This is a genomic window from Streptomyces sp. NPDC001492 (genome assembly GCF_053597275.1).
This window is the reverse complement of record NZ_JBSFHW010000089.1, coordinates 1-19,669: the sequence shown is the minus strand read 5'-3', so window position 1 is coordinate 19,669 and position 19,669 is coordinate 1. Positions and strand designations below refer to the sequence as shown.

General features: G+C 65.9%; 14 protein-coding genes, 1 tRNA gene and 1 pseudogene. 8 read left to right on the top strand and 8 right to left on the bottom strand.

Annotated elements, in window-relative coordinates; genetic code table 11:
- The first annotated feature begins 260 nt into the window (after nt 1–260).
- Nucleotides 261–701, top strand: coding sequence for a hypothetical protein (locus tag ACWC1K_RS49415; RefSeq protein ID WP_450840624.1), 441 nt, complete (start codon nt 261–263; stop codon nt 699–701).
- Between the two features lie 240 nt (nt 702–941).
- On the top strand, nt 942–3,389 hold the full coding sequence (locus tag ACWC1K_RS49410) for a Helicase associated domain protein (protein WP_450840626.1): 2,448 nt from the start codon (nt 942–944) through the stop codon (nt 3,387–3,389).
- A 157-nt stretch (nt 3,390–3,546) separates the two neighbouring features.
- On the opposite strand, the gene ACWC1K_RS49405 is transcribed toward ACWC1K_RS49410, so the two are convergent.
- The 4 genes from ACWC1K_RS49405 to ACWC1K_RS49390 all read right to left on the bottom strand — a co-directional run bounded on the left by ACWC1K_RS49405 (nt 3,547) and on the right by ACWC1K_RS49390 (nt 10,414).
- Complete coding sequence (locus ACWC1K_RS49405; protein WP_450840622.1) at nt 3,547–6,924, bottom strand: SAV_2336 N-terminal domain-related protein; 3,378 nt, start codon at nt 6,922–6,924, stop codon at nt 3,547–3,549.
- A 10-nt stretch (nt 6,925–6,934) separates the two neighbouring features.
- Nucleotides 6,935–7,846 (bottom strand): AAA family ATPase, encoded by a 912-nt coding sequence (locus tag ACWC1K_RS49400; protein WP_450840620.1) that lies wholly within the window; start codon nt 7,844–7,846, stop codon nt 6,935–6,937.
- Between the two features lie 152 nt (nt 7,847–7,998).
- Nucleotides 7,999–10,044 (bottom strand): VMAP-C domain-containing protein, encoded by a 2,046-nt coding sequence (locus ACWC1K_RS49395; RefSeq protein ID WP_450840618.1) that lies wholly within the window; start codon nt 10,042–10,044, stop codon nt 7,999–8,001.
- A 4-nt stretch (nt 10,045–10,048) separates the two neighbouring features.
- Nucleotides 10,049–10,414, bottom strand: a complete 366-nt coding sequence (locus tag ACWC1K_RS49390) for a CU044_2847 family protein (RefSeq protein ID WP_450840617.1) — start codon at nt 10,412–10,414, stop codon at nt 10,049–10,051.
- A 319-nt stretch (nt 10,415–10,733) separates the two neighbouring features.
- Here ACWC1K_RS49390 and ACWC1K_RS49385 point away from each other — a divergent pair.
- The 4 genes and pseudogenes from ACWC1K_RS49385 to ACWC1K_RS49370 form a co-directional block, all read left to right on the top strand.
- Nucleotides 10,734–10,913, top strand: a pseudogene (locus tag ACWC1K_RS49385) (hypothetical protein); the annotation flags it as partial.
- A 239-nt stretch (nt 10,914–11,152) separates the two neighbouring features.
- On the top strand, nt 11,153–11,416 hold the full coding sequence (locus ACWC1K_RS49380; protein ID WP_450840615.1) for a hypothetical protein: 264 nt from the start codon (nt 11,153–11,155) through the stop codon (nt 11,414–11,416).
- Nucleotides 11,413–12,135 (top strand): RNA polymerase sigma factor, encoded by a 723-nt coding sequence (locus ACWC1K_RS49375; RefSeq protein WP_450840614.1) that lies wholly within the window; start codon nt 11,413–11,415, stop codon nt 12,133–12,135. Before ACWC1K_RS49380 ends, ACWC1K_RS49375 begins: the two co-directional genes overlap by 4 nt.
- A 308-nt stretch (nt 12,136–12,443) precedes the next feature.
- A complete protein-coding gene (locus ACWC1K_RS49370) occupies nt 12,444–14,378 on the top strand; it encodes a pentapeptide repeat-containing protein (RefSeq protein ID WP_450840612.1) in 1,935 nt (644 codons plus the stop codon).
- A 38-nt stretch (nt 14,379–14,416) separates the two neighbouring features.
- Here the strand turns inward: ACWC1K_RS49370 and ACWC1K_RS49365 are convergent, their stop codons facing one another.
- The 3 genes from ACWC1K_RS49365 to ACWC1K_RS49355 form a co-directional block, all read right to left on the bottom strand.
- Entirely contained in the window at nt 14,417–15,826 is a 1,410-nt protein-coding gene (locus ACWC1K_RS49365; RefSeq protein ID WP_450840610.1) for an NB-ARC domain-containing protein, read from the bottom strand.
- A gap of 671 nt (nt 15,827–16,497) precedes the next feature.
- Nucleotides 16,498–16,917 carry a hypothetical protein gene (locus ACWC1K_RS49360; RefSeq protein WP_450840608.1) on the bottom strand — a complete coding sequence of 140 codons (420 nt, stop codon included), beginning with the start codon at nt 16,915–16,917 and terminating at the stop codon, nt 16,498–16,500.
- Nucleotides 16,914–17,234, bottom strand: coding sequence for a hypothetical protein (locus ACWC1K_RS49355; protein ID WP_450840606.1), 321 nt, complete (start codon nt 17,232–17,234; stop codon nt 16,914–16,916). Before ACWC1K_RS49355 ends, ACWC1K_RS49360 begins: the two co-directional genes overlap by 4 nt.
- Before the next feature lie 572 nt (nt 17,235–17,806).
- Here ACWC1K_RS49355 and ACWC1K_RS49350 point away from each other — a divergent pair.
- Nucleotides 17,807–18,292: a hypothetical protein gene (locus ACWC1K_RS49350; RefSeq protein ID WP_450840605.1), complete on the top strand. Its 486-nt coding sequence runs from the start codon at nt 17,807–17,809 to the stop codon at nt 18,290–18,292.
- A gap of 257 nt (nt 18,293–18,549) precedes the next feature.
- Here ACWC1K_RS49350 and ACWC1K_RS49345 read toward each other — a convergent pair whose 3' ends face one another.
- A complete protein-coding gene (locus tag ACWC1K_RS49345) occupies nt 18,550–19,362 on the bottom strand; it encodes a competence protein CoiA family protein (RefSeq protein WP_450840603.1) in 813 nt (270 codons plus the stop codon).
- 208 nt (nt 19,363–19,570) lie between these two features.
- Here ACWC1K_RS49345 and ACWC1K_RS49340 point away from each other — a divergent pair.
- Nucleotides 19,571–19,647: transfer RNA gene (locus ACWC1K_RS49340), tRNA-Met, on the top strand.
- Nucleotides 19,648–19,669 lie beyond the last annotated feature (22 nt).

Genomic DNA, 19,669 nt, shown 5'->3' with positions numbered 1-19,669 from the left:
ACCCCCCGCCCCCCCCCCCCTCTCCCCCCGCCCCCGGGCCGCGCCCCGCCCCCCCCCACCCGAGCCGCGTTGCGGCTCGGGTCCGCGCGTTGCGCGGACCCCCCCGGAATGCCCGGGCGTGAACGCCCGGGACCGATCCGCTCCGCGGCTCGGGGCAGGTCCGCTTCGCTCCCCTGCCTTGGGCCCGCGTTGCGGGCCTGGCTGGCTACAAGGGGCGACTTCTCGCTTGCTGGGGCGCTGTGCTGGGCAGGGTGGTTGGCATGTCTGGTGCTGTTTCTCAGGGGAAGATCCGGTTACGTTTCTCGGAGTTTGTGGTTGATCCTTCGGATGCGGATGTCATGCGGCGGGTGCTGGATGTTGAGGCGGATCTGCTGACGTTCGAGGGCGGTTCAATCACCTTCTGGTTGCGGGGTGTTGAGGTGTGCAGTTTTCCCTCTTCCGTGTTGGACGGGGTGGAGCTGCTGGTGGGGTCGGAGCCGGCTTCACGGGTGTACTCGGTGGACGAGGTGCGCAAGCAGTATCCGAGGGCCTATGAGCGGTGGACTCCGGAGGATGACCAGTTGCTGCTGCGGCTCCACGCTTCCGGGAGTGGTGTTGACGAGTTGGCTGAACGGTTTGCTCGGCAGCCGAGTGCGATCCGGTCGCGTCTGGCGAAGCTCGGGGTGGAGCTTCCGGCGCCACCTGCCTCTCCCCCGTCCTGACGGCTCTTCAGCCCGTTGCCGGTTGCGGGCCGTTGAAGCACGGCGGGTGCGGGGTTGGGCATTCTCCCACTCCGCACCCGCCGTGCGCGGAAGACCGGGGCAGTTTCCGCGAGGGGTGAGGTTTGGGTGGGACGGTGATGGGTGCGGCCCTCGAGGGCGTGGCACTGTTTCGTCCGATAGGGCGATTGCATCAAAGTGACTCGGGATAGAGTCTGTAGTGAGGGGCTACTGCCCCCGTTGGTGCGGCGTGGAAGGCGGAAGATCGTGTCGGGTCGGCAGCGGCTTCGTCCCCATCAGATTGAGGCCGTGGATGCGGTGGTGCGGGCGTTGGCTCAGCCTCCGGGTGGGGTGTGGCCTGAGAACGGGCTGCGGGCTCAGGTGGTTGCTGCCACGGGGGCGGGCAAGAGTTTGGTGGGGGTGCACGCGGCGCTGGAGTTGCGTGCAGGGCGCGTGCTGGTGCTGGTGCCCACGCTCGATCTGCTGGGGCAGATGGTGGGGGTGTGGCGCGCGGCAGGGCGTACGGGGCCGATGTTCGGGGTGTGCTCGCCGCGCGAGGGTGGGGCGTTGGAAGTGCCGTGCACGACCGATGCCGAGCAGCTGGTGGCGTGGCTGGCCGGCCGTGAGCGGGTGACGGTGTTCGCCACGTATGCGGCGCTGGGCTTGGGGGTGTTGGAGCGGGCGCATGCGGGTGGTCTGGGCCGGTGGGATCTGGTGGTGGTGGACGAGGCGCACCGGACGTCGGGTGTGCTGGGCAAGCCGTGGGCGGCGGTGCATGACCAGGGGAAGGTGCCGGCGGCGCGGCGTTTGTATATGACGGCGACGCCGCGGTTGTGGGATGCCTCTTCGGGGGGTGAGGGCGGGTCGGCGGCGATGGTGGCGTCGATGGATGACGAGAGTGTGTTCGGGCCGGTGGTGTACCGGTTGCCGCTGTCGGAGGCAATCGAGCGGGGGCTGGTCGCGCGGTATCAGGTGGTGTGTGTGGACATCGCTGACCCGCAGGTGCAGGCGATGCAGCTGGTGGGATCGGATGCGCGCAGTGACGCGGTGCGGGGGCTGCGGTTGGGTGCGCTGCAGACGGCGGTTCTGAAGACGGCGGCCGAGCAGAAGTTGAGGCGGTTGTTGACGTTCCACTCGCGTACGAGTGAGGCGGAGGCCTTCGCGAGTGGGCTGGGCGCGGTGGCGAAGGCGCTGTGGGAGAGCGGCGAGGGAGGCTATCCAGAGCCGGGGGCGGTGTGGGCGCAGTGGCTGTGCGGGGAGCACAAGATCGGGCACCGGCGGGAGGTGTTGGAGGAGTTCTCGTCGGGGTGTGCGGCGGACGGTGCGGTGTGGGAGCGGTGTGTGCTGTCGTCGGTGCGGGTGCTGGGCGAGGGGGTGGACACCCCGGGCTGTGACGCGGTGGTCTTCGCGGACGTGCGGGGTTCGGTGCCCGACGTGGTCCAGGCGGTGGGACGTGCGCTGCGGATGCAGCCGGGTGAGGGCAAGATCGCCTCGCTGGTGGTGCCCGTGTTCCTGGGGCCGGGCGAGGAGCCGGACGAGATGCTCGCCTCGAAGGCGTATGAGGATCTGGCGAAGCTGCTGACCGCGCTGCGGGCGCACGATGCGGAGGCGGTCGAGCAACTCGCCGTCCCGCAGGCCGCCAGCCGGTCGGAGGCGGCCTCTGGCGGCCCGAGCACGGGAGGCGGGGCCGGCGCTGCGGCGCAGGGGCTGCTGTCGTTCTCGTCGCGGCGGGATCCGGCCCAGTTGGCGGCGTTCATCAGTGCGCGGGTGCTGCGGCCGGAGGGCGAGTTCTGGCGGCGAGGCCTGCAGGCGGCCCTCGCGTTTCACAGTGACCAGGGGCATCTGCGCGTCCCCTACGGGCACACCGCGCCTGACGGGTTCCCGCTCGGGGTGTGGATCTCCAACCAGCGGCGCCTGAACCGCCAGGGCAGTCTCGGCCCGGAGCGGGTGGCGCAGTTGGACGAACTCGGCATGGTGTGGTCCCACTTCACTGTCGCTTTCGACGAGGGTCTGGCCGCGGCCCGCGGCTGGGCCGCCGAGCACGGCCACCTGCTGGCCCCTACCGAGGCCACCTGGGAGAACTACCCGGTTGGGATCTGGCTGAAGAACCAGCGTGCCGCAGCCCGGCGCGCCGGGGACCACCGGGCGGAAGGGCTGGAGGCGGGCTCTGGGACTGGTGGGCTGAGCCGGGAGCGGCGCCGGGCGCTGGAGGAGATCGATCCGGCGTGGTGTCCGGCGTGGCCGGTGGTGTGGCAGCGGTGCTTCTACCTTGCCCGCATGCACCGCCAGACGGGGGGTTCGCTGCCGGAGAGGGAGGGCGTGCTGCTGGTACAGGGCGAGGACATTGGGCGCTGGGTGCAGGTACAGCGGCAGGAATGGGATGCGCTGAGTGGCGTGCAGCAGTGGCTGCTCGGCGAGGTGCTGGGCATCCGGCCACTTCCGGGGCAGCAGCCTGCCCCGTCGGCGGTTGCGCGGCGGAGCAGGGCACAGAAGTGGGAGGCGAACTTGGCGGCGGCCCGTCAGTACCGTGCTCGGGAGGGGCATTTGAACGTGCCTCGATCGCACATTGAAACCGTGGATGGGGCCGAGTTGGCGCTTGGTGTGTTCATCGCCAACGCCCGTGCCCGGAAAGCGGGGCTCGCACCGGAGCGGGTAGCGGAGTTGTGCGCTGTCGGCATGCGCTGGCGGTGAGGTAGATCGGCTGATCTCTGAATTGGTTGTCGTGTTTCCGTGGCACTATTACTGCGCGCTCAGGCTCACACATCATTCAGGACATCGGGGTGGTCCCGGCTTGCGGTAGTGGTCGCTGTGTAGGTAGACCGGTTACGCGACAGTCTGTGAGGCCGATTTATTCACCGGTTTCTCGCTCGTTGAACAGGTCGCGTATTTCCTGGGTGAGGGGATGGTTTGTACCGAGGATCCTCTCCGCTGTCAGCAGGATCTCGTGATGGCCGGAGAGAGCAGTTCGGCTCGCGCGGTTCCGGATTTCGGAAATATGTTCCAGTAGTCCAGGGAGGCCTGGCTTACTTCCCAGTTCCGGAGTGTCGGTGGATAGAGCCAGGGCAGTATCCAGATGGAGCAGGACCTCTGCGACGAGATCACTCCTTTGTGCTTCGTTCTTGCAGCCTCGCTCTGCCAGCGCGACGCCTTCCCCGCTGCCTGCGCGTACGAGGTGCATACCGACGTCGAAGAAGAGCTGACGCACCTCGTGATCTTCGCCTGGCGGCAAGCATGCAGCGAGAGCCAGCGCGTGCGGTGCGATGAGGGTGAGCTTCTGCGGAGACGCAGCCGTTCCCTCCGTGCGCGGGTTGGCACCTTGCGCATGGTGCTCCAGCAGGACAGCGATGGCGATTTCGCGGCCGGAGACAGGCTGGGTCTGATCGGGCAACATCTCCCGATCGGGCCACAGCCGCGTGACTGCTCGCATGGCTGAGCGAGCTTCGGAAGTCGTGGTGAGGACGTCGTTGTCCCAGCGCGCAAGTCCGGCTCTGGCCAGCCTCTCCGCGGTCTCGCGTAAGTTGTAGGCGCTGAAAAGTGCCCAACCCTGCAGCGGTTTCAGCACGTCGAACTGCACCTCATCGCTGTACCAGGCGAGCACAGTGTTCAGACAGGCGACGGCCTTGCCGCAAGTCTCGGCCCGAGTGATTACGTCCTCTCCTGCCACCATCTCGAACCTGTTGGTGTCCTGTCGCCAGGAGGCATCCCAGCGCTCCGCCACCACGATGTGGCAGCGAGTTTCAGGGAGTTGGTCGAGCAGGGCGTCTAGGTCGTCCTCGTCCTTCGCTCCGTCCAGAATTAGCAGCGCATTCTGATCTTCCTCGATTTGATGGAGAGACGACGGAATCCTCGGACGCTCTCCGGTCGGCCAGTCTGGTGTGCCGGCTACAATTCGCCAAACCACGTCGTAACTCCCTACGTGGTCGTGGGCGTATTTTAAGGCTGTTGCCGACCCTTCGGCCTGTACACCGGACAGTACACAGACCTGTTCGCCGTGGCTCAATGACAAATCCAGCCATTGGTAGGCGGCGCTTGAGGAGACGTAGTCGACGAACTCGTCAAGGCGCGGGAGGTTGTGATCGGGCAAGGTCTGGTTCTCGTCGCGGCGTACGAGGGAGCGGAAGCGCGCGTCCTCCATATACGGCGACAGCGGCTCGGCCTCGAGCCTCCCGAAGGGCTCTTCCGCGATACCGGCCAATGCTCCGTCCTGAAAGACGAAGACCCCACTGATGTCCTCCGCGAACCGGCGTCCTGTGAAGATATCCATCGCCCCGGGCCGCCCGCTTTCTGCTTGGAAGGCGGTTGCGGTCGTGCTGTGGGGACCCCGGGAGTCACACCAGGCGATACGCGTCGCCGCTCCCGCCCTGAGGCGACTCCATCGGATCGACGATATCCTGCTCAGTCCGGCCGTTCGCCTCAGGCGCAGCAGGGCAATGGACAGTAAGCCCGCGTGGTTCTCGGTTGTATGCCACCACTCGATCGCGGCGGTGGCTCTTGCGATGGCACCTTCTTCGTCGGACAGTTCGACCGTTACTTCCTCTCCGAGGGCTGGAGACACCAGCGCGAGGACCATTCCCTCTGCTACGAGGTATCCGGTACTCGGCACGTCCGACGAATTGCTGTACACCCTCACGAGCCGTTTCAGCTCCGGACCGTTCGCGCTCTCATGTCCGCTGCGGTCATCCTGCAGACTCAGTTCGGCGAAGGGCTCTGCCCGGCGGGGTAGAGCGAGTGTGCCCGTCCGCTCCGCCAGCAGGGCGGGGAAGTCCGCGATTCGGTCCAGCCGGGGGGCGATGTATTGGGTGACCTGGTCAAGGGTACGGCGCGTATTTCCGGTGCGTATGGTCGTTGTCAGGAGTTCGCGGATTTCGGGCTCGAAGCCGAAGACGTCGTAGGCGGGTGTTCCGCCGATGCCGTCGAGTGCGGGTTCTACTCTCATCAGCCCGCTCAGGAATACTTCGGCCAAGCATGCAGGACTCGATCCGGGGACTGCAGCGGCTTGTACGACGCGCATGACGGGGAGAGTCAGCGGATCGACCGAGGCGAGGTGACCAGCCAGGGTGTACGCGTCGGAGGACACAACGTCGCGGAAGGCAAGGATTCGTTCTTCGGTGTTCTGTTCAGGTGGTGGTGGCAACCGGCTGGGCCGCGCTCCCGGTCCTGCATCGATCACCTGCAGTCGCGCTGTCCCACCGTCGCGGGCGAGCAGATCGGCCCAGGGTTTCAGCTCCCACATGCCTAGCTCCAGTACGGGCACGGGTATCCGCAGAGATGCCGCGTATTTGCGTGGGAGGAGCGTGTCGCGAGCGGATATCTCACGGTTGGTGGGCGCCGGCCGTAAGGTTCGGACGGTCATGCGCTGGGCGGCGAGTCCCGTTCGATTCCACAGGCGGGCGGGCAGCGGGTTGAGTACGGCGGTGTGGGCGGTGCGGGCCCAGCGGGCGAGGTGACGGCGCGCTGTGCCGGTGTGCCAACCGGAGCTGACGCCGTCTGACACGACCAGGACGACAGTTCGGCCTGGCGCGACGATGAGGCCGTCGACTGCGTTGGTAGGGCAGTCCGCTTCTGGATCGAACGAGCACATGCGCACGCTGCGGAAGATCCCGAACCCCGCGAGCAGGGCGGACAGTTCGGCCGTCGTGTCGTGCCAGATGCGCAGTGAGACACCGTTGTCCACGGCGATAACGAGGTCGAGCCAGCGGTCGCGCAGTGGGCGTAGAACCATGTCGAAGACGTGGTTGTCGGCGATGGACTCGGCGGTTGCAGTCTCGTCGAGCGTGAAGCGGCGGGTCGAGGGAACGCCACGGCCGAGGGCTCGCAGTGAGCGGGCAACGTCGAGCTGTCCGTGGAGGCCGGCCACGGCCGGGATGCGAATCGCCATGGCCCCGCTTCCCTTGCGGGGTGTGTCCATGGCATAGACAGAGCGGGGGGTGCGGGATTGAGGTAGCGGCTCTGAGGCGGCTGGAGGGCGGGACGACGGCGGCTCGGGAGAGCGGGGGGCGGGGGTTGGCCGGGGCGGCGCGGAGGGCGCGGTTCTCTGTTCTTGTCCGGTCGGAGTCTGCGGCTGCGGACGTGGTGGGGTCGCAGCCGTCGGCGCCACCGGATCCTCGGCGGGCTCTGCATCCGGTCGCCTGCCTGCCAGCTGCAGCGCCAGCCACAGCAGTTCGCTCAATTCGCGAGGCCCCAGATCGAGGCCTGCCCCGGCCAGCGCCTGCTGAAGGCGTGCCACGGGTGGCTGGTCAGCGCGCTCCGCCCTCTCCCAGTTCACGCAGCACCGCCTCCCGCAGGTGGTCGGAGTCGGGTTGTACGCCGTGGCGCAGCAGATGCACGGCGTGGAGGAGTTGATCGGTGGCGAGGTCTCCGAGCCTCCTGCGTTCGACGAATTCCCTGATCAGGGTGGCTACTCTCGGCCAGTCGTCGTCCTGGCCCGGCTCCGGGGTGAAGTGGGCGCGGACGATCGCGATGAGTTGCTTCTCGTCGGGGTAGGGCAGTTCGAGGCGGACGCAGCGACGCAGGAAGGCAGGCGGGAACTCGCGTTCGCCGTTGCTCGTGATGATGACGAAGGGGAAGTCGACGCAGCGCACCATGCCGCCGCGTACGGGCACCCGTTCCTTGGAACCTGCCACGCCCACTTCGACGTCTTGCTCCTGTTCAGCGTCGGGAAGCCGGGATAGTTCTGGGATTTCGAACTCCCCTTCTTCGAGGACCACGAGAAGGTCGTTGGGCAGATCGACGTCGCTCTTGTCGAACTCGTCGATGAGCAGCAGCCGAGGCCGCCCTCGGTGCCGCGTGGCGATGGCTGTGCCGAGGGGCCCGAGGCGGATGTAGTGGCCGACGTCGCGGGCCCGCTCTCTGTAGCCTTCCAGCTGCTGCTCGCGCAGCCGACCAATCGCGTCGTATCGGTATAGGGCATCGGCGAGCGTGGACCGTGTGTTGACCGGCCACGTCAGTACGGGGCCCAAGTCCAAGTCGTCGGCTACGGCTCGCGCGAGCGAGGACTTGCCGGTGCCCGGACGCCCTGTGACCAGCAGGGGGCGGCGCAGGCGCAATGCCGCGTTGACCACGTCAACATGCTGCTGCTCGATGAGGTAGGGGCGTCGCACGCGGTGGCTGAGGGGGCGGCGCCATGGCGGGGGGTCGGGTAGTGCCACGTCGTCGGCATAGGCGGCGAAGGATGTGTTCGCGTCGCGAGTTCCCCTGAACAGCCTTTCAGGGGTGGGGGGTTGAGGCGATCGTGACGGATCGGGCTCTTGTGGATGTCTGAGCTGTCGGGGTTGACCAAATGGTGTCGGCTGTTCAGCTGTCATGCAGCACTCCCCCTCCCGGACGGCACACGCCCCGCCCAGCCCTCAGTGTGGTCCCCACGTGGTTCTTCCCATATCAGGGCTAGATGTTTTCCAACGTGAGTGTCCTTGCGCGCGGACAGACGTTGTAGTCGCACATCGTTGGGAAGGGTGTGCGGCCATGTAGAGCCGATGAGGCCCTGGAGGGACCGGCCTATGTGCCTGCCATGTGCAGAGCGGTGCCACAGGACAACGGGGAGGCCTAGAAAGCGGCATAGCTTGAGCATTGCTGGGCGCCGGCCGGCAGGGCAGCACAGGACAGCGCAGGCGACCGTTGTCCCGTTGGCGATGTGCTCGTCCACGTCGTCTTCGTCGAAGAGGACGACGGGGCCGCACCCCTCTGTGTCCCGGTTACGCCAGCGCTCGTCGCGCCAACTCCATGACTCCGCCATCTCTACGCCCCGCAGGACAACGGGGCGGTCTATTCCCAGGGCGCGGGGGCCGTAACCGGGTATCGAGATTGGCCAGAGGTCAACAGGCACGTCGAAGTCTTCGTCGTCCAGGGTGAATTCGACGAGGGGTGCGGGTCGGCCGTGCGAGGCAAGCGCCCGCACGGCGTCGGCGATCCGTTCGCACAATTCCTCCAGAGGTGCGAGCGTCCGCTCGTTCTCCCAGCTGTCAATGAGGGTCCCGCTGCCGGTATGGGCCCTGATCACGTACCGGTAGCGGCCTGCGCTGGGCGTGCGGAGCAGTCTGACCCGGATCAGCGGCGGCCTCGTTTCTCTGCGGTCCGCGCGGCTCACGATCTCTCGCACTTGGCCGAGTGCCTCCCACGACACTCCGATGAGATCAGCCATCCAATCCGACCACCGTTGCAACTGCCGGCCCGCCGGGCCGCGCCGGGCCGCAACCTCCTCGACCACCTGCAGCAATGGCGGCACCATGCGAGGGCCCGCGGGCAGTTCCTCCAGCCCCACGACGAGGGATTCGACATCGCCGTACTCTCGCGGCGAGAATCCGACGAGCCGCAGCCCTTGATTGGCGGCTGCCAGCAGTTCGGTGAGCGCATCCGGGCCCAACAGGCCGCAGAGCTTTTGAAGCTCGGCAGGAGTGAGCAGCCGCGCACCTCTTACTGCGGCCACGGACGCAACGACTTCGTCGAGGGCGCGACGCGCATGAGCGGGGACGGTGCCAGGGAGCTGGCGTTCGAGGAGCGGGATTCCGCGCTCGTGGGCGACGATCACATCCGCTAGGCGCAGCGGGTCTTTCGGGTGGTAGAGGTGCTTGAGGTCGTTCGCGATCTGGAAGGCCCACTCACTCCATTGCGGACGCGGGACGACGTCGCACAGCACCTCGGCCAGACCCTCACGGGCCGTGCACAGCGCCGCGCCGTCACACAGGAGTTTGGGTCCGTACAGCAGGGGGATGCCCGCACGTTCGAGGAATCTCTCGACCGTCTCAGTCCGGATCGCATAGGCGCGTGGGCTGCCGGGGACTCCGCTGACGACCAGGCCCGCCATCAGGCCACTATCCCTGTCCCACAGACCGCCACCGCTGTTGCCCTCGTGCACGTGCAGGTCGCTGCGGCCAGGCAGGATCTCATACCAGCCCCCAACCGCTGTGGAGGACACCTCGAGCCTCAAGGCCGAGCGCGGCATCCCCGTGCCGTAGCGCGTCCACAACGTCGCGCCGGCAGACGCCTTGCAGAAGCGGGCTGGCTCCGCGGCCGGGCCATCTTCGGTCAGGTCCAAAAGAGCGAGATCGCCCTCCCACCACTGTCCGTGTTCCTGAGGACGGGGGGACTCCCACGCCGCAATTTTCACACCGAACTTGCGTCCACGCGCGACGAGGAACTCCACTTGTACTGCGTCGAGTTGGGCGTCTGTCGGCTTCTCTTCGGCCTCGCGGAGTCCCGCAGCAGCACTGACAACATGTGCACAAGTAAGCACCCTGCCCGGTGCAACGACGAGCCCGCCACCCATCATCTGGCCTTCGCCATACACTGTCACCCACGACTGGAGCGGAAGCCGGTCGGCAGCCTCTGCCCACGCAGACCAGTCCTCCATGAGCTCAGCCTGCCGAAGACTTCCAAGTAGCCTTGACAACAAGGCTGGCCTCACCCTTGATACCGACAATGCCGAGTCGCAGATCATCGGTGATTCGCACCCCGACCTCGACGCTGACCTCGTCCGGTTGCTGTGCGAGTCCGTCGGTGGTCTGCCGCACCGATTCAAGGACGGGCACCAGAGGCCGCAGTGCTATGCGCAAGGCACCGCGGGTCGCGCGACTCACCCGATCACGCCCGGGCATCCGCGCGTAGGGCTTCAGCAGTTCCGAGCCCGGCTCTGCTTCGTTCCCCGCGCCAAGCGGACTTGGCATGACTTCGAGCAGCACGGACTGGCCGTCATCGAAGGTGAATTCAACGTATTCCCCCATGAATTGACTGTGCCAGAGTCCGGCCACAGAGGCAGGCCTTGCGCGACAAAAACAATGACCGATTTGAGCACACCAGACGCAGCAGGCTCAGTAGATATCACTGACCCCAACCTGCGCACTCATGTCGCGGCGGGCGTGCAGGAAGCTGGCAAGTTTCGCTCTGCCCGGCTCGGCACGGCGACGGGGTTCTCCCGGCATCCCACAGATCCTCGCCTCAGTTCCCGGCGTTGAAGTAGGCCCGCACAAGTCAGTCGAGGCGGCCCGCGCCGTGGCCCGCCATGACAGCCAAGACCACGACCGCCGCGCCGGCGGCGTCGGCTCCCGCAACCAGATGAACGACTTCATCGAACGCGCCGAGCGCCGCTCCTCCTCCAGTCTCTCCAAGAAGTCCATCCTGGTCGTCTCCAGCGAGGGCGCCGGATCCAAGCGGACCAAGGCCGAAACCCTCGGCATCCGTATGGCCATCCCGAACGAATTCGCCGCCCTGGTCGCCGACTTCAGTCGCGCGTCAGGTGGCACGCCATCGCCCGTACCCGTTCCCACGGCGTCCGGGACCCCACACTGCCCCAGCTCTCGGGACCGTCTCACGGCGGCACCGGTTGAACAGGGTCCCTCAACGACCAGTTGGCTCTGCTGCCCGGCCTGGCCCGTCCGGAAGATCTTGGCGAGCTCGGTACCCGGGGCGGGCCGCTCGTGCGATGAAGGAGGTGGCAGACGGGTTCGATGTGTGGGGAGGCGATGAGCACGGTGCAAGGGATGCCGGTGCCCGAGGGGCTGGCCACCGCGGTGACCGCGGTCGTCGTCATCGGGATACGCGCATGGGCGCAGGTGCAGGTGGCCCGCGAACAACGCCGCGAGCGCGAGAACGAGTTGTGGGCCGCGCTGGTGGCCGGGGCCGCCGTCGAGCGCCGCAACGGCGGGACCGGGCGCCGGGCACTGCCTCGCACACCGAGGGCAGACTGCTGCGGGGCGCCGACGTCCGGAACGAGGCGCCGACGGTGACCTTGCACAACTCCCCGGCCCCGCGCTCCGGCGGCCAGCAGGACGACGCCCTCCCGCAGCCCTCGGCCGCCGATCATGCGCAGGTCGACGGGACGATGTTCACCGCGTTCTACGAGACGCACATCGAAGGGCTGCTGACCTATCTCGCCCGCAAAGCGGGCCTGGACGCCACCGGAGATCTGGCGAGCCAGGTCGTCGAGCAGTTCCTCCTGTGGTGGCCGGAAAACCCCGCGCACCCCGCGCCGGTGGCCGCGCTGTACCGGATCGCGCAGTGCCGCCTGGCCGATCACCTGCGCCGGCGCGGGCGGACGCTGACCCTCGACGCACGAGACCTGGAACAGGTCCCCAGCAGCGACGCGCCACGGGAGCTGTTCTCGGTCGTCGACCTGCGCGTCGACCTCGAGCGGGCGCTGGCCGAGCTCACCGAGGACGAACGCCAGGCCCTGTTGCTGCGGTACGTAGCCGACCTGCCGGTCAAGGAGTGTGCCGAGGTGCTCCTACTGGGCATCGACAACCTGAAGAAGATCCTCAAGAAGGCGCTGCGGACCCTGCGGCAGTCACCCGCGGATGCACGCCTACAGCAACACCTGCAGCAACACCCGACGAGCCGGGGAGGTGCAGCTGTGAACTCCCAGGTTCCCTGTCAAGTTCTGCTTGTCGAACTGAGGGGAGCACGCTGGGCAAGGCGACGCCCAGGTGAGAATTTCAGTCACGGATGACACTGGGGATCGACCCTGGACTGCGGTGTCGAGGACTGCTGTCAGCGATGGCTGGCACTGAATGTCGCTGAAGGATGACACATGCGTGGGTTTCTGGCTCGTTGGCACCCTTGATCGGATCGCTGTGGTCCTCCGCTTGCCTGTGTCTTCTGCAATTATGAAGCTGATCAGCTTGGAAGGGCCTGTCGGCGCGCGCACTTGTGAACAAAGTGGCCGGACTGCTCGGGGTGGCCGAGCGTTCGATTCTGGAACGGGGCGTGAGCCGATGGCGCTTTTGTCGTTGATGCCTGCTTAGTTAGGACTGGTTTATGGACCCAATCGTGCCGCGGTGGAATCACTGCGAGGAACTTGGCGATCCGTCCCTGGGGTCGGTTGACTGCTCGGGTGTCCGCGTTCTGGAGTACGCGAAGTGCTTATTTCATCTGAATGACTCTCAGCGCGCCGCCTACTTCGCCACGCTCGGCCCGGGTTCTGACATCGATCATCGCGGCACGCGCTTAACAACCGGCCTCATCGATGACCTCCTGCACGCCGTCCGTGCCTCTGAGGGCGATAAGCCTCGCTTCGGTTCCGTTAGATTCCAGAAATCGCATTTTGTTGGGCTTACCCCATTTGGTGGCATGCATGTTGAGGGAAGCGCGCGGTTCGACGACGCGGTGTTCACCGAAAAGGTATGCTTCGATGGTGCGAATTTTGACAGCGACGCCATTTTCGACAGAGTCGAGTTCAAATCAGGCTCCGCCTTTAATGGCGTGTTATTCAATGGCGTTGCCAGTTTTGACGAATCCCAATTTGACTGCGATGGATCATTTCTGAGAGCTAGGTTCACCACCCACTCTCGATTTCAAAAGGTGCAGTTTTCGCGTGACGCTTGGTTCAATGATGCACATTTCGCGAATGCGGTGCGATTCAATGAAACAAAATTCGCCAGGTACGGCCACTTCATCAAGGCCCAGTTCGCAGGCGATGCGTGGTTCGTTGATACTCAGTTTTCCAGAGACGTCCTGTTCTTCCAGGCACAGTTTGACCGCGAGGCTCACTTCGGTGGCACTCGGTTCGTGAATGATGCATGGTTTCGGGAAGCTCAGTTCCGCGGCTCATTCAACGGGTCGGTGGTGTGTGCGGGACGCGTGAACTTTTCCGGAGCTGTATTCAGCATGCCTGTGACGTTGCAGATTGCAGCACATGACCTGATATGCGTTAGAACGCGGTGGGAGTCAACTGCCACGCTCCGTGTGCGATATGCCGCCGTCGATCTCACTGACGCGGTTCTTTCCGCCCCGCTTGCTGTCACGAGTCATGCCTCTCCCTTTGCTACGTCACTAGGATCGCAGGTGGAAGAGAGCCTGTTGGCCAGTCTTTCTCCGAGAGTGAAGATAAGGTCGATTCAGGGGGTGGACGCTGCCTACCTCCTGCTCATCGACACCGACTTGAGTCACTGCCTCTTTGCCGGCGCATTCCATCTGGACCAGATCCGCCTGGAAGGTGGAACTTCCTTCGCTCCCGTGCCTGAGGGCCTGCAATGGCGGCGCGGCATTTGGCCGGTCCGGTGGTCGAAGCGTCGGACCGTCGCTGAGGAACACCATTGGAGGGCTCAAACCTATGAGCAAGAACCGCTTCCCCAGACCTCCGGCGATTTTGCAACAACTAATATCTGGCGTAGCGGAGCGCATCACGGCGACCCCGCACTCACCCCCGACCCTGAGGACGTAGCAGCGGTATACCGACAGCTGCGCAAGGCATTCGAAGACGGAAAAAACGAACCTGGAGCGGCCGACTTCTATTACGGCGAGATGGAAATGCGCCGGCATGACCAAACCGCGACACCAAGTGCCGAACGCGCCCTGCTCCACGGTTACTGGCTGATGTCAGGCTATGGACTCCGCGCCTCAAGAGCGCTGGCGTGGCTAGCCGCTTCAATGCTGGCCACCATCATACTGATGATGGCCTTCGGGCTACCCCAGCAGTCGCCCAAACAGAAAGCTACTGGCGTGGTGCCAAGTGGTGGTGGCCGGGTCACTCTGGAAATCGACAAGGAAGACCCAAAGAACCCGGTCCGTAATCGGTTCACGGGCAAGCGTTTTGAAAAGTCTATGAATATCACGCTTAATTCTGTCATTTTTCGCTCTAGCGGTCAGGATCTGACGACAGCGGGAAACTACATCGAAATGACCTCCCGCCTGCTCGAACCCGCCCTCCTGGCAATCGCCCTCCTGGCAGTGCGAGGACGTGTTAAACGGTGAACGAGCGGAGTCAATGCAGAGAAACCGCCTCGTGGCGATCAATGATTTCCGGCAGAGTGCGTACTGAGGCTGCTATGTAGAATGCTGATGAGGGCCTGGGGTGGGTCCGTTGGGCTGAGAAAGTGAGATGCTTGAGCAAGGCTGCGGGCTAGGCTGCGGGTGTGCTGTGTGTTCGCGGTTAGCAGATCCTGCAAGGGAGCGGTTGGTCCGCGCTTGAGGAGGCGTGCTTCAACCCACCGAAGGTCTCCAGCCACGGCCTCCGCGACAGCACCGCGACCTGCGCTAAGCAGGTGATGAATGAGATGGTCTGTGAGATAGTCGTCTTGAAGTTGCCACCACGCGCGCTCCGGATCTGGCATGTCAGGAGCGAGCGGGTTTTCCGTTGGCAGGTTGGCGGCAACTGCATCCACCAGCAAGCAGTTTAGGCGTGCAAGGTCATCTGGGGTGAGCAAGCTACGGAAGTAATCACGGATTACGTCATGCAGGTTGATTATCCCGTCATCTTGCATGTGGACCGCAATGAGGGACACCCGTTGCATGTCCTGGCATAGAGCGTGTGTCTGTTCCTCGGTCAGGCCGCTGCTTGCCCTCCATAAGGTAGCTGCCAGGGCCATCGGGATATTTTCGTCCTCGACGAAAATTGCGAGCTCGGCCAATCGGTTAGCGCTGCCGAGCGGAAGCAAGGTGGTTGCGGCCTCAATCGATGCGACGACGGCTCGATTGCGCTGCTGGGGATCGTTTAGATCTGATACAGCAGCTAGTCCGTGGTCTACTGCAGCCGGACCTTGGTCACGTAGCAGTCGGAGAATCCACTCAGCACATTCCTTAGGATCTGCGCCATGAGCCGTCTGCTCGTGAATCAGGCGGTTTGTCAGGTGCAGCAGTAGGGCCCAACGTCCGGTAGCCGAGAGAAGCTCCTCGACTAGATTGTCAGGCAGGGGTGGCAAATCCCGTAACAGCAGAGCCCTTGCTTGGACAGTAGAAACGTAATCGACGTGAACGCGGTTGGCGTTTGCGGGTATTACAGCTGCGTCCCGCGTGGTGACCAGTCGGACGCATTGGCGACCGCCGAGGAGGAATGGAGCCAGTTGCTCGGCTTCCCAAACATCATCGAGAACGAGTAGCGTGCGAGGCCGCTGATCGAGGAGTCGGCCCAGGTGGTGTCCGGCCAGGACGGGATCACCGAACTCGGTGGTGTCGCCGGTAATGAATCGTGTGACCTCGGCGACCTTAGCGGCGAGGGCCACACGGCTGCGGACGTCTCGACCAATGGTGACGAAATAGATACGGGAGCGGAACTGTCGCTGTACGCGTCCGTGAGCACAAACGGCCTTGGCCAGGGAGGTTTTGCCAACGCCGCCTGCCCCATACAGAAAGGTATTGGCGCCCGCTTCCCCTCCGCTTCCACAGACCGCCGCCACTGTTGCACGGGTCTGCTCCCGGTCCACAAACCAGCTAGGGAGAGCCTCCGGTGGCGGAGGCGGCGGATCGTGAGGGACCGTTAGTCGACGTGTCCGCAGCCACCTAGCTACAACAGCTCCAATCACCAAAAGGCCCCCGGATGAAACGCCCCACAGCCATGGGCGCTGCCCGATCTCGTCGAAGACAGAACCTGCCATTGCGAACGATGCAACCGTGCTGATAACGGGCAGCGCCAGCACTAAGAACAAAGCTCGGGCCCGCATTCATCCCCCCCGGCAACCATTCCCATCACGAACACTATCGATACCTCTGCAGCTACGACCACCGCATCTGAAGATGGGACCGGCACTGGCCTGCACACGATTTGTACAGTGGTGTGTTTGCGCACTCATCTGCCCGGTGTCCCGGCGGTGCGGTTCGGTAGGACGTCGAGCGCTGGTCAACACCTCATCGACGAAAGACGGACGGGCAGGGGCGCGTCGGCGTCCGCCGGGCGCGGCCAGAGCACCGCGCGTCCGCCGGCCGCGAGGTTGGGGGCGGGGCGCCGTCTGCCGGGGAGGTGCAGCGGGCCGGGCAGCTGCAGGACGGGCGGCGGACTCTTTGCAGGTCTGTGCGAGTAGTCCTGTCGAAAGCGGCTCTCCGACAGAGTCGCCTGTTGACAGGGCACTTGAAACCCATCGGCCTTTCTCAGCCGTGATCAGTAACCCGGTGGACAGGGCTGGGTGGGCAGGAGACGGACGACGGGACCGGGAGCCGCCAGTTGCTGGCGTAGCCGACAGTTCTCCAAGGTCAGCTGGTTGACGATCCTGACCAGGGCCTCGCGGTCAGCCCGCAGCTGGACGAGTTCGGTCTGGTCTCCCTCTCGGAGTTCTTTGAGCTTCACGATCCGCTTGCGTAGCCGCACTTCGGCGTCCGTGGGCTGGCCCCGCTCCTTGACCTTCGCGTAGAACTCGTTCTTCAGGTCCAGGTGGCGCTGGGTGAGTGCGTTGCGCGGAACACCGGCCTCGGCGGCCAGGGCCACGATCGTCAGGGCGCCGTTCGAGTGCTTGGGGGCACCAGCCATGATGCGGTCCATGGCGGCGCGGATGCGGTCGCGTTCGTCGAGGGCCGGGCTCACTGAACGGGCTCCTTGAGAGTGATGCGGGTCAGGAGATGCTGGTCGGCGGCTTCGAGCAAGCGGGCCGAGTTAGTCAGGAAACGCTGTGCGAGTGCGTGCGGAACGTGCCGGGCCCTTCTCTGCAACTCGCTTGCGCGTTGGCGGAGTTCGTCGGCTTGCTGGTCGGTGCGAGCGATGTTCGCGCAGGTGTTCACGCAGCGGTCCAGAGACGGAACACTCTTGGTGCCCTCGCGCCGGCAGAGTGCCTTGTCGGCCTTGTAGACACACATCAGCAGCGAGTTCGGGTTGTCATAAACGGCCAGGTCCGGGTTGCTCATGACGCTGCGGGCCTGCCGCGCGGTAACGAGGCTACCGACGAACTGGGGTGCATGAGCTGCTGCGTTGATGGCCCGACGGGCCGCCGGGCCCGAAATGCCTTCCCCCGCTTCCAGGCCCGCCTGGAGTCCTGTGGCGGAGAGGAAAGCTGTGGACGCAGGCCGACGCCGCTGACCTGAAGGACTATCAGTACTGGCGTCAGGAGGCCCCTGCCAATCCGCAGCATGTGGGTGGGTCGAAGTGGGACCGTGAATTGAAGTAGAGGCAGAGGTCAGTGGCGTAGTTGCGCTTCGTCTCAGGGGTGTAGCCCACGAACGGGGAGCTGCCGAAGTAGAGCCCCAACAGCTCGTCGACCCGGTAATCCGGTGCGAGCAGAATGGGAGAACCTGGGCGTACCCCCACCGACGCCTCCCTGGTGGCAAGGTCCTTCCACCCCGTCAACAGGTCCAGCCGGGTAGAGGTCTGCACCCTTGCCGCCGGTACCCAAAACACGCGCCATTCCGCCACAGTTCCGCCCTGCTAGATCGGCTTCAACACGCTGATCCAACAGGGAAGGTGCGAACACCAGGACGACATGCCACGCGAGCGCATCACGCTCAGCGCGGAGCAGAAGCAGGCCGGCCTCGCCGAGGTCATGCGGCAGCTTGCCACTCGGACCCCGCAGGAGGTGGACCGGCTGCGGAAGGAGGCGTACGCCGCACAGGAGGGATATGCCGCGGCTGCAGCAGCGCGCGAGCTCCTTGAACGCGGCGACGTCGCCCTCGCCCAGCGGTGGCTGCGCACGGCCGTCACCAGCGGTGTCCCCGGAGCCGCGCATGCCTACCTGGAACTCCTTCAACAGATGCTGCTCGACAACTCCATCGACATGGACACCCGCCGCGAAATCATCAGAGAACTAATGCGCGTGCTCCCAGTACCGGGAATCAGCAACGAAGACGTACTGCACACGGTGCAGGAGGCCATAGGCGTGCTGGTCCTGCTCCATGCGGAACAGGCAGACTGGATGTCCACACTGGTGAGCCGCGCCGTCGACAAGGCGCTGTCCCGGCACGTGGAGTGAACGACCGTCAAAAACCCGTACGCGCAGCCGTAACGCCGGCCCCGCCGTCGACAGCAACCACGCCGGCGCGCCGGGCGGATACCGGGCCGGCGCGGCGGACAGCGAGCAGCCGTCGACAGGAACACGGTCGGCCGTTGGCCGGCGGGGCGTCCCCCTGTCGGGGGCCGCGGTGGGGTCGGGGGCCGGGTCCCTGTCGGGACCCGGTCGGTCGGGTGCGGGGACCGGGGCCGCTGGCCCCGGGCGCGGGTGGTGGTGCGTCATGCGGGTTCGGGAGGCGCGGCCTGGGTCGATGCGGCGTGCTCGGCGGCCGCCTCGACGTCCTTCGGGGCGGCCCAGCCGTCGTAGCGGGTGCCCAGGGCGGTGACGGTCGTTCTGGGGACGAGGCGGCCGTGCAGGACGTCGGCGACGAACTGGGTCAGGTCGCGTTCCTCAGGGTGGTCCCAGCCGGCGTGGACGGGGCTGTGCCAAAACGGGCGCGGGTCGCAGATCTCCGCGCAGGCCACGGCGTTGAAGCGGCTCACGAGCGGGTGCAGTCGGCGGAACGGTCCGTCCGGCGCCGCGGGGCGGTAGAGGCGGGCGGCGGGTACGTGCTCGAGCCAGCGCGCGTCGCGGTGCGTGAACCACACGATGCCGAGCCCGTCGTCTTGGTAGCGGCGGGTGCGGGCGAGGACGTCGTCGACGGGTGCGGAGGACAGCTGTGCCTCCAGCGCGGTGAGCTGGCCTTCCGGCGCGGTGACGAGGACGTCGGCACGCCAGCCGCCGTGCGCGGCGCCGGCCTCCAGCTGGACCTGGTGGCCGGCCTGGCGCGCGGCAGCGGCCAGCGCCCGCTTGAGGCTGCGGTGTTCTTCCGTCTCGCCGGCGGCGGCGCAGTCCGGGGAGCGGCGGTCGTGCGCGAAGAACCGGCCGCCGCGCCCGGACACCTTCGCGTGCATCGGCCCGCCGCACCAGGGACAGGCCAGGACCGGGCGCGGCCGCACCCGGTACACCGCCTCCCACACCACGCCGCAGCCCAGACCCTCCAGCGTCACATCCAGCGTCGCCTGTCCGTCCCAGCGCGCGGTCAATGGCATCGGCTCGCTCCCCCTTGGCAGTTGGCCGCCAGCATCCCTCCAGCCTGCCCTGCCAACAGCAGCCACGTCGACGCCCGCCGGTACGTGCGGGGCGGCCGTAGGGGTCCTGGTCCTCGAGCTCCGTCGTACGACGGTCACGCGGGCGGACTCGCCGCGGCATGAAAATCCCCGCCGCGGCCGCCCCGATCCCGTACGCTGGACGCACCGACGCGGGGTGGAGCAGCTCGGTAGCTCGCTGGGCTCATAACCCAGAGGTCGCAGGTTCAAATCCCGCCCCCGCTACCACGATCCGGCCCCCGGCGACATC